14 protein-coding genes are annotated in these 14,021 nt (G+C 57.8%); 7 read left to right on the forward strand and 7 right to left on the reverse strand.

Features of this window, described 5'->3' with window-relative positions; translation table 11 throughout:
• Positions 1–43: 43 nt before the first annotated feature.
• The 4 genes from C7436_RS03770 to C7436_RS03785 are packed head-to-tail and all read left to right on the forward strand — an operon-like array spanning position 44 to position 3,977.
• Complete coding sequence (locus C7436_RS03770) at positions 44–559, forward strand: FixH family protein (RefSeq protein WP_121206756.1); 516 nt, start codon at positions 44–46, stop codon at positions 557–559.
• The gene (locus tag C7436_RS03775) at positions 556–3,003 is read left to right on the forward strand and encodes a heavy metal translocating P-type ATPase (RefSeq protein ID WP_121206757.1); all 2,448 of its coding nucleotides are present in this window, start codon (positions 556–558) and stop codon (positions 3,001–3,003) included. Before C7436_RS03770 ends, C7436_RS03775 begins: the two co-directional genes overlap by 4 nt.
• Before the next feature lie 36 nt (positions 3,004–3,039).
• Positions 3,040–3,276 (forward strand): cbb3-type cytochrome oxidase assembly protein CcoS, encoded by a 237-nt coding sequence (gene ccoS, locus C7436_RS03780; protein WP_121206758.1) that lies wholly within the window; start codon positions 3,040–3,042, stop codon positions 3,274–3,276.
• 11 nt (positions 3,277–3,287) lie between these two features.
• On the forward strand, positions 3,288–3,977 hold the full coding sequence (locus C7436_RS03785) for a sulfite exporter TauE/SafE family protein (RefSeq protein ID WP_121206759.1): 690 nt from the start codon (positions 3,288–3,290) through the stop codon (positions 3,975–3,977).
• Between the two features lie 3 nt (positions 3,978–3,980).
• On the opposite strand, the gene ttcA is transcribed toward C7436_RS03785, so the two are convergent.
• Positions 3,981–4,889 carry a tRNA 2-thiocytidine(32) synthetase TtcA gene (gene ttcA / locus C7436_RS03790; RefSeq protein WP_011785273.1) on the reverse strand — a complete coding sequence of 303 codons (909 nt, stop codon included), beginning with the start codon at positions 4,887–4,889 and terminating at the stop codon, positions 3,981–3,983.
• A 73-nt stretch (positions 4,890–4,962) separates the two neighbouring features.
• Between ttcA and C7436_RS03795 the strand changes: the two genes are divergently transcribed.
• From C7436_RS03795 to C7436_RS03805, 3 genes are read left to right on the forward strand one after another with little or no spacing between them, the layout of a single operon-like run.
• Entirely contained in the window at positions 4,963–5,619 is a 657-nt protein-coding gene (locus tag C7436_RS03795; RefSeq protein ID WP_022991796.1) for a TetR/AcrR family transcriptional regulator, read from the forward strand.
• A gap of 19 nt (positions 5,620–5,638) precedes the next feature.
• Entirely contained in the window at positions 5,639–6,307 is a 669-nt protein-coding gene (locus tag C7436_RS03800; RefSeq protein ID WP_228198051.1) for a DNA-J related domain-containing protein, read from the forward strand.
• A 38-nt stretch (positions 6,308–6,345) separates the two neighbouring features.
• A complete protein-coding gene (locus C7436_RS03805) occupies positions 6,346–7,380 on the forward strand; it encodes a polysaccharide deacetylase family protein (protein WP_121206761.1) in 1,035 nt (344 codons plus the stop codon).
• 9 nt (positions 7,381–7,389) lie between these two features.
• On the opposite strand, the gene C7436_RS03810 is transcribed toward C7436_RS03805, so the two are convergent.
• The 6 genes from C7436_RS03810 to C7436_RS03835 all read right to left on the reverse strand — a co-directional run bounded on the left by C7436_RS03810 (position 7,390) and on the right by C7436_RS03835 (position 14,018).
• On the reverse strand, positions 7,390–8,463 hold the full coding sequence (locus tag C7436_RS03810; RefSeq protein ID WP_121206762.1) for a MalM family protein: 1,074 nt from the start codon (positions 8,461–8,463) through the stop codon (positions 7,390–7,392).
• A gap of 20 nt (positions 8,464–8,483) precedes the next feature.
• Positions 8,484–10,109, reverse strand: coding sequence for an OmpP1/FadL family transporter (locus C7436_RS03815; RefSeq protein ID WP_014421190.1), 1,626 nt, complete (start codon positions 10,107–10,109; stop codon positions 8,484–8,486).
• Positions 10,110–10,148: 39 nt separating this feature from the next.
• Entirely contained in the window at positions 10,149–11,159 is a 1,011-nt protein-coding gene (locus C7436_RS03820; RefSeq protein ID WP_121206763.1) for a transporter, read from the reverse strand.
• Between the two features lie 55 nt (positions 11,160–11,214).
• Positions 11,215–12,015, reverse strand: a complete 801-nt coding sequence (locus tag C7436_RS03825) for a C39 family peptidase (protein WP_011785280.1) — start codon at positions 12,013–12,015, stop codon at positions 11,215–11,217.
• Between the two features lie 188 nt (positions 12,016–12,203).
• Positions 12,204–13,667 (reverse strand): SLC13 family permease, encoded by a 1,464-nt coding sequence (locus C7436_RS03830; RefSeq protein ID WP_121206764.1) that lies wholly within the window; start codon positions 13,665–13,667, stop codon positions 12,204–12,206.
• Positions 13,668–13,697: 30 nt separating this feature from the next.
• Positions 13,698–14,018 (reverse strand): TraR/DksA family transcriptional regulator, encoded by a 321-nt coding sequence (locus tag C7436_RS03835; RefSeq protein WP_023009976.1) that lies wholly within the window; start codon positions 14,016–14,018, stop codon positions 13,698–13,700.
• Positions 14,019–14,021 lie beyond the last annotated feature (3 nt).

A 14,021-nucleotide genomic window follows, 5' to 3' on the forward strand; every position in this document is an offset into this window, starting at 1 on the left:
CCCGACAACCGGCTCTGAAGCCATAAACCGAGACAAGACCGTAATGACTGATAGCACAACACCTGCCCCCTGGTATCGCCAGCCCTGGTTCTGGTTCCTGACCATTTTTCCGCTGGCGTCGATGATGTGGGGGATAACGGCCCTGACAGTATCGTCCAGCATGGACAACTCGCTGGTAACCGACGACTACTCCAAACAGGGCCGTGGCATCAATATGTCCATTGCCCGGGATGAAAAGGCGGCCGATCTGGAGATGGCGGGCACGCTGAGCCTGAATGGTCGTTCTGCGACACTGGATCTGAGCACCGTGAATGGTGCTGCCGATTACCCGTACCTGGTGTTCAACCTGTATCACCCGACATTGTCTGGTCAGGATAAAACCATCCAGTTTACCCAGGTTGCTCCTGGTCAGTACCGGGGCCAGCTCCTTGAGGATGTCAGTGGTCGCTGGTACTACGACCTTCAGGGTCCAGACAATGACTGGCGGGTAAAGGGTGAGGTAAGGCTCCCTTCCTCCACCCCTATACGCATTAACGCAGAAGGCGACGCCCAAGGGTGACCACCCTGAACTGCTTCCATTGCGGAGAACCAGCGGATGGCGACCCCCCGATCACCCTGGAACTGCAGGGACAGCAACGGCATTTTTGTTGCCAGGGTTGCAAGGCTGTGTGTCAGACCATCCACCAGGAGGGTCTGACCGGTTTCTATGAGTTTCGCACCGAACCCGCCGTTACGCCAAGAGAGCTGACCCGGTCAGAACTCGATCGTATCCGGGAACTGGATCACCCCCTGGTTCAGCAAGCCTTTGTGGCACCAGTCAAGGCTGGCCAGGAGGCACAACTGCTGATCGGCGGTATTACCTGCGCCGCCTGCATCTGGCTGCTTGAGAATCACATGAAGCAGCAGCCAGGCGTGCAGAGCTTTACCGTAAACCACACCACACAGCGGGCTCGCCTGGTCTGGGCATCGGACAAGGCACGTCTCAGCGACCTTCTGATTGCCATCCATGAACTTGGCTACACCGCCCGCCCCTATCAGGCAGACGAAGCGGAACAGGCGCTCAAGGCAGAACACCGCTCGATGCTCATTCGCCTGGCGGTGGCCGGGATTGGTTCCTTCCAGAGCATGATGCTGGCCTTTCCCCTGTACTTTGAGCTGGTCAGTGATCTTTCCACAGATTTTGTGGATTTTTTCCGCTGGTTCAGTCTGCTGGTTGCCACGCCGGTGGTGTTCTACAGTGCTCGCCCATTCTTTACCAATGCCCGCCGGGACCTGCTCTCCCGTCATCTGACCATGGACGTACCGGTGGCCATCGCCATCGGGCTTGCCTATGGCGCAAGCGCCTGGATCACGTTGATCGGCGGCGAGGAAGTGTATTTTGAATCCGTATGTATGTTCACCTTCTTCCTGCTGCTGGGCAGATACATTGAAGTTCAGGCTCGCTATCGCGCCGGGCTGAGCGGTAATGCCCTTGCGGGCTTCCAGCCTTCTGTCGCGGCGCGGGTCCTGAACGGTGAGGCAGAGATCATTGCCATTCACCAGGTACAACCGGGTGATGTGATCCGGGTTCGACCAGGGGAAACGCTACCTGTGGATGGCGAAATCGTCTCGGGGGAGTCTACCCTGAACGAAGCCGCTCTCACCGGTGAATACCTTCCAGAAACCCGAAAGCCGGGCGACACCGTTCATGCCGGCAGCGTAAATGGGGAAAATCCGCTCGACATCCGCGTCACCCATGCCGGGGCCCAGACCCGGCTGTCCGGAATCTTGCGAGTTCTGGATCGCGTACAGTCCGAAAAGCCGCCGGTGGCCCGGATGGCCGATCGCATTGCGGGCAAGTTCGTCGGCCGTGTGCTGATACTGGCACCAGTGGTCTGGGCAGGCTGGTGGCTGGCCGGCGCCGACAACGCCTTCGATATCACGCTTTCCGTACTGGTGGTTACCTGCCCCTGCGCCCTCTCGCTGGCTACGCCAACGGCGATCACATCTGCCACGGTGCGCCTGAGAAGGCTTGGTTTCCTGCCTACTCGCGGTCACACCCTGGAATCCATGAACACCATCGATACCGTGGTGTTTGATAAAACCGGGACTCTGACCCGGGGAGAACTCAGCCTGACCGATCAATCGGTGTTCGGCAGTCTGGATCAGGACACCTGCATCCGGATCGCCGCAGGGCTGGAGAAGCATTCAGAACATCCGATTGCCAGGGTATTCCACGAGCAGCCTTCGCTTACCGTCAGCCAGGTGAGTAACCACTTGGGCGGTGGCTTGTCCGGGCTTTACCATGGCCGGGCGGTCTACATCGGGCACAAAGTCTTTGTCGCCGAGCACACGTCGGCAATTGCGCCAGAAGGTGAAGACGCCCAAGGCATGGAAATCTGGCTCGCGACAGACAAGGAATGGCTGGCACGCTTCCGGCTGGATGACAAGATACGGGAAGACGCGTCACAAGCCTTGCAGGCGTTACGGAAATCCGGAATCGAGACCTTGCTGCTTAGTGGGGATCGCTCCGGCCACGTGCAGCAGGTGGCTCATGCACTGGGCATTGACCGAGCCATTGGTGAAGCCTCACCGGAGCAGAAACTGGAAGTACTGGAACAGCTTCGCGCGGACGGACACCGGGTGATGATGGTGGGTGACGGGCTGAATGACCTTCCTTCCATGGCCGGGGCCGGGATTTCAGTGGCCATGGGAACAGCGGCAGACCTGACTCAACTCAAAGCCGACGCGGTGCTGCTGAACGGCCAACTGAACTCCCTGGTCGCGGCGATTGAAACCAGCAAACAAACCCGGAAAATCATCCGCCAGAATATGATCTGGGCGTTCGGCTACAATGTCTGCGCCCTGCCCCTGGCCGCAGCCGGCCTGGTTCCGCCCTGGCTTGCTGCCATCGGCATGTCCCTGAGTTCACTGATCGTGGTGCTTAACGCCTTGCGACTGAGCCGGGCCAACAGGAGCAACCCGTCTCCGGAGGCACCCCTTGGCGCACCCGAAACAGCCTGATACTTTGGGTAATACACTTATGAACAGGAGGTTATCGTGCAGATTGTCATGATACTGGTTCCGCTTATGCTCATCCTGGTGGCGCTGGGCGTCCTTCTGTTTTCCTGGGCCGTGAAAAACGGCCAGTACGATGACATGGACGGCCCCGCTCATCGCATTCTTTACGACGATGATAAAGATATGATTCCCAAAGAAGCTCGCCGAACCGAGTCGAAACCTGACGGTCAGAAAGACCAATCGGAGCAAACCGATACCGATACCGACAAGGGCTGACAGGATAGCCAATGCAGCCTGAACTTTATCTGAGCTACCCCAGCGCCTTCCTAATCGGGCTGCTCGGCAGTACCCATTGTCTGGGCATGTGCGGTGGCATCAGTGCATCGCTGTCCATGGCGTTGCCCGTCGGCCAGGGCTTCCGTTTTCGGCAAACCCTGTTATTGCTGGCATTCAATTTTGGCAGGATTGCCAGCTACGCCCTGATCGCAACCCTGATTGCCCTGCTCAGCACCAGTGCCGCCAGCCAGTGGCATGGTGCCGGATTGGCTCTGATGACCCTGGCGGGATTGCTGCTGATCATGATGGGGTTATCCATGGGGCAATGGTGGCAGGGTATTCGCTACATTGAGCGGGTCGGGGCGCCGGCATGGCGCTTCCTGTCGCCGCTTACCCGCAAGTTCCTGCCGGTTCACAATGGCGGCCAGGCCCTTGCTCTCGGTGCCTTGTGGGGATGGCTGCCCTGCGGCCTTGTTTACAGCACACTGGGATGGGCGGCGCTCCAACCAACCGTCAGCAGCGCCGCTCTCACGATGATGTTCTTCGGACTGGGAACCCTGCCGTCGATGTTGGCGACGGGCTTCGCCGCCAACTGGATAAGAGGCCTGAAAAGCAACCAGAGCTTCCGCAAGCTCAGTGGCCTGCTGTTAATCCTGTTTGGCCTCTGGACGCTGCCTTTCCAGGCCCTGCTGAATCACTGACGATCAGAGATTCAGTACATCCAGCCGGCCAAAATCCTGCTGGGGCTCCGCGGTTTGAACGGCCTGACGCTTGCCGCCAAGACGCCGCCCTTCCCTGAAGTCATATAATTCCGGATCGGCCAGGTGCGACGGCTCGACATTGCAAAGGGCCCGGAACATGGTTTCCAGACGGCCAGGATGCTGTTTGTCCCAGGTCTGGAACATTTCCTTGATAACCTGTCGCTGAAGGTTTTCCTGGGAGCCACATAGATTGCAGGGAATGATCGGAAATTCCCGAAGTGACGCGTAGCGGGCAATATCCTTCTCCCTGGCATAGGCCAGAGGACGAATAACCGTATTGCGGCCATCGTCGCTGTGGAGCACCGGTGGCATGGATTTGAGTTTGCCGCCGTAGAACATGTTGAGGAACAGGGTTTCCAGCAAATCATCCCGGTGATGGCCCAGGGCAATCTTGGTTACACCATGCTCCTCGGCGAAATTGTAGAGAATGCCCCGCCTCAGGCGTGAACACAGTCCGCAAGTGGTCTTCCCTTCAGGCACTTTTTCCTTAACAATACTGTAGGTGTCTTTCTCGATGATGTGATACTCGATACCCATCGACTCAAGATAGTCCGGCAGGACATGCTCGGGGAAACCCGGTTGTTTCTGGTCCAGGTTCACGGCAATCAGTTCGAAACGCACTGGCGCACTCTTCTGCAGATTGAGCAGAATATCGAGCATTGCGTAGGAGTCTTTGCCGCCGGACAGACAGCACATCACCTTGTCTCCGGCTTCAATCATCGAGAAATCAGCAATCGCCTGCCCAACTTCACGGCGGAGACGTTTCTGCAATTTGTTAAGCTCCAGTTTCTGGCGACGTTCGTAATCAGAAGCCGGTGTCTTCTCAGGGCTGGCAGTCATTGCTTCGGGCATTCGTTTTCACGCTCACAAGGTAAGTGAGCGGGCAATTATACGCGCCACAAACCATCAGGGACAGGATAGCAACATGGATATGTTGAAATTGACTTCACCACAAGCCACGGGCAAGCGCGCGCTCAACCGTATCCGAAATCGTCACGCCATTCTCAGGGCGGCCAGAGACTGTTTTCAGGAACACGGTTACGACAACACCACCATTCGGGACATTGTCCGCAGAACCGGTCTCGCCGCCGGCACCTTCTACAACTACTTTTCCAGCAAACAGGATATCTTCGCGGCCCTGCTCAGCGATTTCCTGACCTCGCTCAACAACGACATGAGCCAGCAGCGACAATCTGCATCCTCAACCCAGGAATTTGTCTACCGTGCCTATCTGGCGCTCTACAGTGCCACCGCGAAAGATCCGGTGGTGTATGAACTGGCCCATCAGAATCAGCGCGCCCTGAGAAACCTGTTCGGCTCAGATATTCTGGGCCTGACCATGCTGTCCCTTGAGGAAGACGTTCGGAACGCCATGACCCGCGGGCTGCTGCCGGCAGTCGATGCGGACTATCTTTGCGCCGCGTTTTTTGGCGTGGCCTACGACACCAGCATGCTGGTGGCCAGGCGGGCACACCAGAAGCCGGAACTCGCCCAGGACGAAGCCAGAACAGCGGCTGAGTTTTCCACCCAGCTGTTTCTGGGCGGCTTCCCGGCCCTGACCAGGCTTTCAAGCGAAGGCTGACTGGCATACCATGATGGCCATGACCATCTCCGCAGATAACCAGATACTCGATGACTCACCCGAAGCCCGTGGTGAAGAGCGCGGCTGGCTACAGCAACAGGTGCAGCATCTGTTGGTTGCCGTGGAGCACGAGCTGCGGGCCGCAGGCCCGGCCGGGCTATCCGAGCTGGAGCTAATTCGGGCCTTGCAGGGCGAGCGCTGGAGCCTGATTGGCATCGTCGACTTTCACGAGCCCGATCGACTGTACCCGGTGCACTTCCTGCTGTTCCACGTACTCTACCGTCTGCGCGATCAGATTGCCCTGGAGGGCGAGAGCCTGAATATCTCTCCGCTTCGGCTCAGTATCGGGCAAATGGTGACGCGCACCGAATCAACGGCACTGCCGGATTCTACCGATGCCCTGCGTGAGTTCTATCTGGATCTGTCACAGTACTTTCTCTCCGAAGCCGCCATTCAGGAAATGATGGACAACTTCTGGGCCGGCAACACCCTGTCCCGGCCCGAGCACTCGGAAGCCGCCGAGGCGGCCAGGACGCTGGGTTTCGATGAATTACCGGAGCAGTTCGCTACCGTCAAGAAGCGCTTCCGAAAACTCGTGATGCGTGCGCACCCGGACCGGGGCGGTGAGACCGGAGAAATCCAACAACTGAATCAGGCCTTCTCGGTTCTGAAAGCCCATTACGCCTAAATCATCCTACGAGATCCCGTGTGTCAGGAAACAAGACCATGCTTCGAATAAACAAACTGATTGCGTATCCCCTGATCAGTGCCCTGTTGCTGGCCGGAACACAGGCTCAGGCCGACCTGGTGGTTCTGCAGTATCACCACGTGGATGACAGTACACCTCCGGCGACCAGCACGTCCCGATCATTGTTTGAGGCGCAAATGAACATGATCCGGGATCTTGACCTTGACGTGGTGCCGCTGGAAGCCGGCACCAGGGCGGCACTGGCCGGCGAACACCCTGACACCAATGAAGTGGCCATTACTTTCGATGATGCCTATGAATCCGTCCATACCTTTGCTGCGCCGTTACTGGACAGGCTCGGGCTTCCATACACTGTCTTCGTCAATACTGACGCAGTGGGCGCCAAGGGTTACATGACCTGGGAGCAACTCCGCACAATGGCAGACAACGAGCTGGCGACCATCGCCAATCACAGTACGGATCACGCTCACCTGGCACGCAGACGGGGTGAACCCGAAGAGGCATGGGAAAACCGGATTACCAGCAGCCTGGACGAGGCTCAGCAAGAGCTGAAGAACCGTCTTGGCGTGGAGGAACCTCTGTTCGCCTATCCCTACGGCGAATTCGATCAAGCCCTGGAACAGAAGCTCAGCGAGAGAGGCTGGCTTGGATACGGGCAACAATCGGGAGCTATCGGACAATACTCAGGTAAAACCCGTCTGCCCCGTTTCCCCATGGCCAATGCCTACGGCCAATTGGGCAGCCTGAAAGACAAACTGATGAGCAAGACTTTTCCGGTACCGGCCAAAGACCTGCCCGACGGGGTGTTCGAGCAGAATCCGCCGCGTTTGAGGTTAACGCCCACCGATGCCATCAGCCCCTCCCGGCTTACCTGTTTCGCGTCCGGACTCGGTCGAATCAATTTTGAAGTGGTGGGAGATAGCATAGAGGTCCAAGCACCCAAAGCCATCAACAGCCGTCGGTTCCGATACAACTGTACCCATCCGGCGGGTAACGGCAGCTTCTACTGGCTGTCCCAGCAGTGGTTGAATCTGGACGCACCGGAAGACTGATGGTCGCCATCACTCCTCAAATGTCGTGATGCCGATTTCTCCGGTTTCAACGTGTGGAATCGCTTTGGGCGTGTCGCCCGCTTCCGTCACCGTTTGCCCAGCCAGGTCTTCCGGGCGGGTGAATACCACCAGCCAGCGCTCGCCCTGGCCGGGAAACGCCGGCACCCAGCTTTCCAGATACCCGCGACGGCGCCAGTTTTCCGGTTCGTAGTTCATAACCAGATCCGTCACTATCCGCACGGGCTGAAAGTCCTTGTCGAGAAATGCCAGGCTTGGTACCAGCACGCCATTGTGGGCGTAGGAACGCAGCCGCATCACAAACCCGGGGACAAAGGTACTGGATGGCAGGGCAATCAGCCGATAGGGCGAATCACCCGTGCTGAAACGGTGGCGGGGCGTGTCTTCCTCAAAATCAACACCAAACTCACGGCCTTCCTGCCACTGCAGGAAATCCCGGGCTGGCAGGGTCTGGCAACAGCTTTCGGCAAATACCGGGAAAAACGAATCCGATTCCTCAATCCCCAGTATGGCAAAGGCGTCGGGATCATGGCCCTCAACCGGCGTATGGTCATCTACAGTAACCGGCAGGTATACGCTGGCATCGCTGAGCATGACCGGCGCCTGATCCGCCTGTTTCTGCTCTTCGGTTCGCATATCCGGGGTGTAATAGCTGACACGGACAATGCCGTCGGCATCACGCCATGTGAAATAGGGTTGCCGCTGGCCAGGCCGGATAAACCCTTTTTTCGCCAGCTCCTCACCATCCGGATAATTCTCGGTGGTGTATTCGAGGTTTTCTTCCAGCTTTGCGGCGGCGCCGCGGTCGCTGCCAGAGGTCGGCCGATAAGCCTCAGACCCGGTGGCTTCGCCTGAGATGGCGACCGGCTCGGCATCCGGCTCACCTGGGGTAACGTCTTCGCGCTGGGCGTCGGGAATCCGGGAATAACGCACCCTGCCCTGCTCATCCACCCAGGAAAAGTAGCCTTCCCGCTCGGCAACGCCGCTGCTTCCGGTCTGGCAACCTGCCAGCAACGCGAGCGCAAACACACAGACCGCCAGTCCGCTGTATCGACCACGTCCCATCACAGCCCCCCCTGTCAGGATCAGAATTTGGTTCGGAAGCTCAAGCCTGCCATCACCACCCGCAGGGAAGTCTTGATGGTGAGGTCGGCATAGGGGTTATAGATGATGTTGGTGATGTTGTCGCAGTTCACGTTGCAACTGGTGTCGGCCGGAATGGTCTCAATCGATTGAAGATACGACAGGTTCATATCAATTTCCGTGTCCTTATCCCACTTGTACCCCATGCCAATACTGTACAGGTTCGCGCCCCCGAATGGCGCCATAATCGAGCGCTGGTCGTCCGGAATAACCGAGTCCCGGATTTCCACCCCAGCCCGCAGATCCAGACGAGATGATGCATGGAACTCAACACCAAAAGCCCAGTTCCACTGGCTCTTGAAACCCAACGGCAGGCGCAGGGTGTCCGAGGTGGCATTGTCCGGCGACAGAATGCGTGCCGCGTTCAGGAACTCGAGGTTACGATCAAACTGGAAATTGAAGGCATCCCACTGGGCAAAATCCGTCCAGCCCACATCCGCGTTCACGGTCAGCTTGGGATGAACATCCACGCTGATACCGGTCTGAAAATGTTGCGGGTAAACCAGATCCATGCTGACATTGCCCGCCTCCCGCGGTGCGCCGGAGGGCAGGCTCAGAATGGCCGATGATATGGCGCCCAGAATGGAGCCATTCACACTCTGCCAGAATCCGGACCAGTCATCGGTGTACTGTATCTCGAACTGCCCTTTGAGGTTCATGTCGGCTTCTGAGGTATAACTGGCCCCCCAGCGGAACCAGTCCGTCGGCTCCCACATAACGCCCAGGGCGTAGGTGGGTGAGATGGTTTCCTGCAGATTCAGGCTCATGGCCCCGATATCATCCCAGGGGCCGACATTACCGCCGCACAACGCAAGCCAGGGCTGCAGGGGCTCGTCACCGCTTTCACAGTTAAAGGCATCCTGCAGAACCTCTGCCACCCCCATCAGCAGGTTTGGCGCCCGCATGTACTGGTCCGCTGCGAAGCCGAAATGCGAGAGATGAATGCCCGCGCCCACAGACCATTCATCATTGATCTCATACCCGACGGTGGGAGACAGGTAGGTGGTCCGCTGGAGGGTGGCCGCCTGGGGCTGGTAGCGACCGGGGTCGTTTTTATCCCGGTAGAAGCCTGCGGCCATCGGCAGATAAAAAGCGTTGGCGAACGTCAGCTTCGAACCCGGCGGCTTGATACTGATACCCGCTGATGGCGCAACGGCAGGGCCAGGGGGCATACGAAGAATGCCGTAACCCGGCACATAGAGAGCTACGTTGTTGGTATGACTACTGCTGTTCGCAATCGGGTCGCGTTGCTTTCCGGTTAAAGGGTCAGTCTCGAGCCCGCTGATTCCGAATATCTCGTAGTCTTCATCTGCGTAGAAGTCGGCGTCAATATCCAGATAGATGCTGAGGAGGTTCACCTCAAGCTGGCGCCCGTCGAGTTTGGTCAGGCCCGCTGGATTGTAGTGAATGGCCATCAGTCCCGGGGGATCTGCTGTAACGGCGTTACCCAGTGCCAGCGCCTTCGGGTGTATCGTCAGGTTCTGCGTCATCTGTGCCTGGGCCCCGCAGGATACGCCTGCGACCATGGCGGCGGCCAGAAGATGTCGCTTGTGACTAGCTTGTCCCATGAAATCCTTCCCCTTCCCTTGAAACGTCCTCGATTTCAATCACTCTTTGAGGCCAGAGAAATTGATGGGCAGGGATACACCCAGGGAGAAGTCCGGCGCGTCCTCCGTCAAACCGATCCCGAGGCTGGTATTCACGATGGTCATATCGCTGAGACGGGTGCCCAGCGACATACTGAGGAAGCCAGTCATCTGGTCTTGGGCCACGGCCTGGTCACCGTTGGAGAAGGTCAGCACCGTCTCGTCGCTGTAGCTGAGCTGGCCAGACACACTGAGAGAGATGTCATAGGAAAGGGAGTAGGCAAAACCCAGAGAACCGGACAAGCCGAACCCTGGTTCCACCTCCTGTAGCAGCCGGGCGCCCCGAACCTGTTCCAGACCGTCGACCGTGAGGTTGTAGGTTGCGCTTACCGAGCCAAAGACCACCACCGGATCCAGTACCTTCGACATACTCAGGCCACCGCCCACGGAGTAATAGCCACTGCCGGTGGACAACTGCTCGTTGATGTCGATTTCGTAGGGACTGACGCCGGTTTTACTGTTCAGGGTGCCAAAGAAGGTGGTCGACATCTTGCCAGGCACATAGGCAAACGGCTGCCAACGTCCGGTGAAGGAGATATCGCCGAAGTCGTAAACGTTCAGCTCGTCCTGGGTGTCGTACTTCACTACCAGTGGAACACGGGTGCCGATGGTCAGGTTATCCAGTAACCCGTAATCGTAGGAAAAGGCATTTGTGAAGTTATGGGTGGCCGATGGAACAACGTCCAGATTACGCACCGAGCCGTTCGATATCGCCAGATCCAGCCGTTGGTCGCCGGTATAGGAATAATCGAACGAATAGTTCAGGGAGTGGGTGCCCTTCTTCTGCAGTGAGTAGTTCTTTTCGGCAGCCTGGAACACTTCCTCCAGCTGTTTGGTAGAATCCTCATCCCCTTCCTGACGCGCCAGTGCTTCCCGCGCCTGATCCACAGTCCCTTCCTGAGCCATGGCCATGCCCGGAAGCAGACCAGCCGCGGAAACAAGGATAAAACCTCGCACAAACCAACGATTCATCCTGACTCCCTACTTTTATTTGTTTTATTCCTGCCCGATCAAACAACCGGGAAAATTAATGACGACGGTAATGGAGCTGTTTGCGGGTATTTTCCACGCTACCGTCCGGATTGTTCTTCTGGCGTTCCAGCAAGTTCTGAATGCGTCTCTCCGTTGACTCGTGGAACGCTGGAATCTGCTGCATGGCCAGCAGAGTCATTGTCTGGTCATCCACAAAGCGCAGGTCTTCCTCTTTCAACTCAAGGTTATCCAGGGGTTTGTCGCTGCCCGGGAAGACAATGAACAGTACGTTGTCGTCCCACTTCTCCTGAAACTGCGCCACGGTGAAGGAAATATTGCCAACCGCCGGGTCTGCAAGGTAAACACGCCCGTCCCGGATGGTTCTCAGCACCACAAAGTGCTTGAAACCGGCGTGATCAATGGGAACGATTGCCGGATGGTCCAACTCCATCAGGTCCTCGATTTCTGCCTTGAAACCGCCAGAGGGATAGCCAAGGGCTGTGACCAGCCGCTTCATATCAAGCATGGAGAAAGCGCGGCGCTCAACGATGCGCTCGCTCTCACCGTAGTGCAGCAAACCTTCCATCACCTGGCGTTCGGTCAGAGACCGGCCAACATAGAAGTTGAGTACCGTGGTCAGGGCTGCGCTGCCGCAACTGTAGTCGTACGCCTGACGAACGATATTGCGGAATTTCTGCTCTACCAGGGGTTCGACCCGGGTGTCCCACCGAAGCTCGACAGGGCTGGCATCCACCTTCTGCTCCAGAACAATCGTGCCACGATCGAATGGCTCGACCTCGGTGGCTTCCTGCACCATGGTGAACGTGAGAATGGATCCGGCCAGCACCAGCAGCATTTTGGAAAGTCCCTGTTTTTATTAGACGTGCAACTTATCGGGTTACATGTTGTTACCGTACGATACCGAAATCGCAACTGGCTTAAAGATAACTGTGCCTCAAATCTGTCGCTGCAGAAGGGGCCTCCGGGAACCGGTATGAGAACTGGTTCAAGACCGGAGGCAAAGCCATGAAGTGGCGGGGAGCATCAGAGCGAGAACACCAGCCCCAGCAACCCGTATGTGATGAGAGTGACGACCACAATGCCCATCAGATTCAGGGCAAAACCCGCTTTGATCATGTCCGAAATCTGCATGTGGCCGCTGGAGAAGACAATCGCGTTAGGCGGCGTGGCCACCGGCATCATGAAGGCGCAGCTGGCTGCAATCGCGGCGGGGACCGTCAGGAGCAACGGAGAGACGTCCTGCGCCATGGCCAGAGCTCCCAGCAATGGCAGGAAGGCGGCGGCAGTAGCGGTATTGCTGGTGACTTCGGTCAGGAAAATAATCACTGAGGCCACTATCACCATCATGACAATGGTCGGCAATACACCAGCCACGCCCAGACTGCCGGCGATCCATTCCGCAAGACCGGAGCTGCTGATTACCCCCGCCATCGCCAGGCCACCGCCGAAGAGCAACAGTACTCCCCAGGGCAATTTGTTGGCGGAATCCCAATCCAGCACAAACGTGCCTTGACGGGCATCTACCGAGATAAGGAACATGGCGATCGCTGCCGCGATCGCGATGCCGGTATCACTCAACCAGGGCATCAGACTGGCAGACAACAGCGGGCGAAAAATCCACGCCGTTGCCGTGATGACAAATACCACGGCCACCAAACGCTCTCCCCGGCTCATGACTCCGAGTTTGGCCAGTTCATCCCGGATCATCTGGCCGCTGTCCGATGCCTGACCAATCCCGAAATCCCTCCGGGTCAACCACCACCAGGTCAGCACCAGCATTACCAGAGTGACCGGCACCCCCAGCACCATCCACTGGGCAAAGCCCACCGAGATGCCCTGGTTTTCACTCAGATAGGCCGCCAGCAAAGCATTGGGCGGGGTCCCGATCAGCGTCGCAATACCACCAATGCTTGCAGAGTAGGCGATGGCCAAAAGCAGCGCTGTTGCATACTTCCGAACACCCTCCGGGTTCGAGTTGTCCATCATAGCTACCACGGACAAGCCAATGGGCAGCATCATGATGGCGGTTGCGGTATTACTCACCCACATGCTCAAAAAAGCCGTCGCCAGCATGAAGCCGGCAATCTGTCGCTTGGGCTGATCGCCCATGGCTTTGAGCGTCAGCAAGGCAATACGCCGATGAAGATTCCATCGCTGCATCGCCAGGCCCAGGGTAAACCCACCGAGAAACAGGAAGATGATCGGATTGGCATAGGGCGCCGTTGCCTGCCCGATAGTGCCAAGCCCAAGCGCGGGTACCAGCACGATCGGTAAAAGGGCTGTGGCCGGAATCGGTATCGCTTCGGTGGACCACCAGGTGGCCATCAGCAGCATGAGCCCCAGCGCCGCCCAGGCCTCCGCCCCCATGGAGCCTGGCGCAGGCAGGGCCAGCGTTGCCAGGAGGAACGCCACCCCCAGGATCAGACCAATTACCTGACTCTTCGGCAGCCCGGAACGGGTTCCGTCGTTGCGTTGCACTTCAGCCATTGTTCATCCTGTGCTTTTGCGTCCAGGTTGTCAGTCTGACGCGCAATCTACACAAACCGTGGTATACGGCAATACCTGAAGCCGCCTGGGATCGATGTCATTACCACACTGCTCGCATTCGTTGCCGACGCCCTGCTCTATCCGCTCCAGGGCGTGATCAATCTGCTGGAGTTCCGCTCGCGTTTCCGCTTCCAGGGAATCCACTACCTCATCGTTCTGGGTCTGGCTCGCCTGCTCTTCGAAATCCTTTTCCAGAGCCCCTGTCTCCCTGCGCTGATGCGCCTGATAGCGGGACAGCCTGGCTTCAAGGTCTGCTTTCAGGGTTTCCAGTTCGGATTGACGGTTTGCCATCGG

The sequence above is a fragment of the Marinobacter nauticus genome (assembly GCF_003634635.1).
Classification (GTDB): domain Bacteria; phylum Pseudomonadota; class Gammaproteobacteria; order Pseudomonadales; family Oleiphilaceae; genus Marinobacter; species Marinobacter nauticus.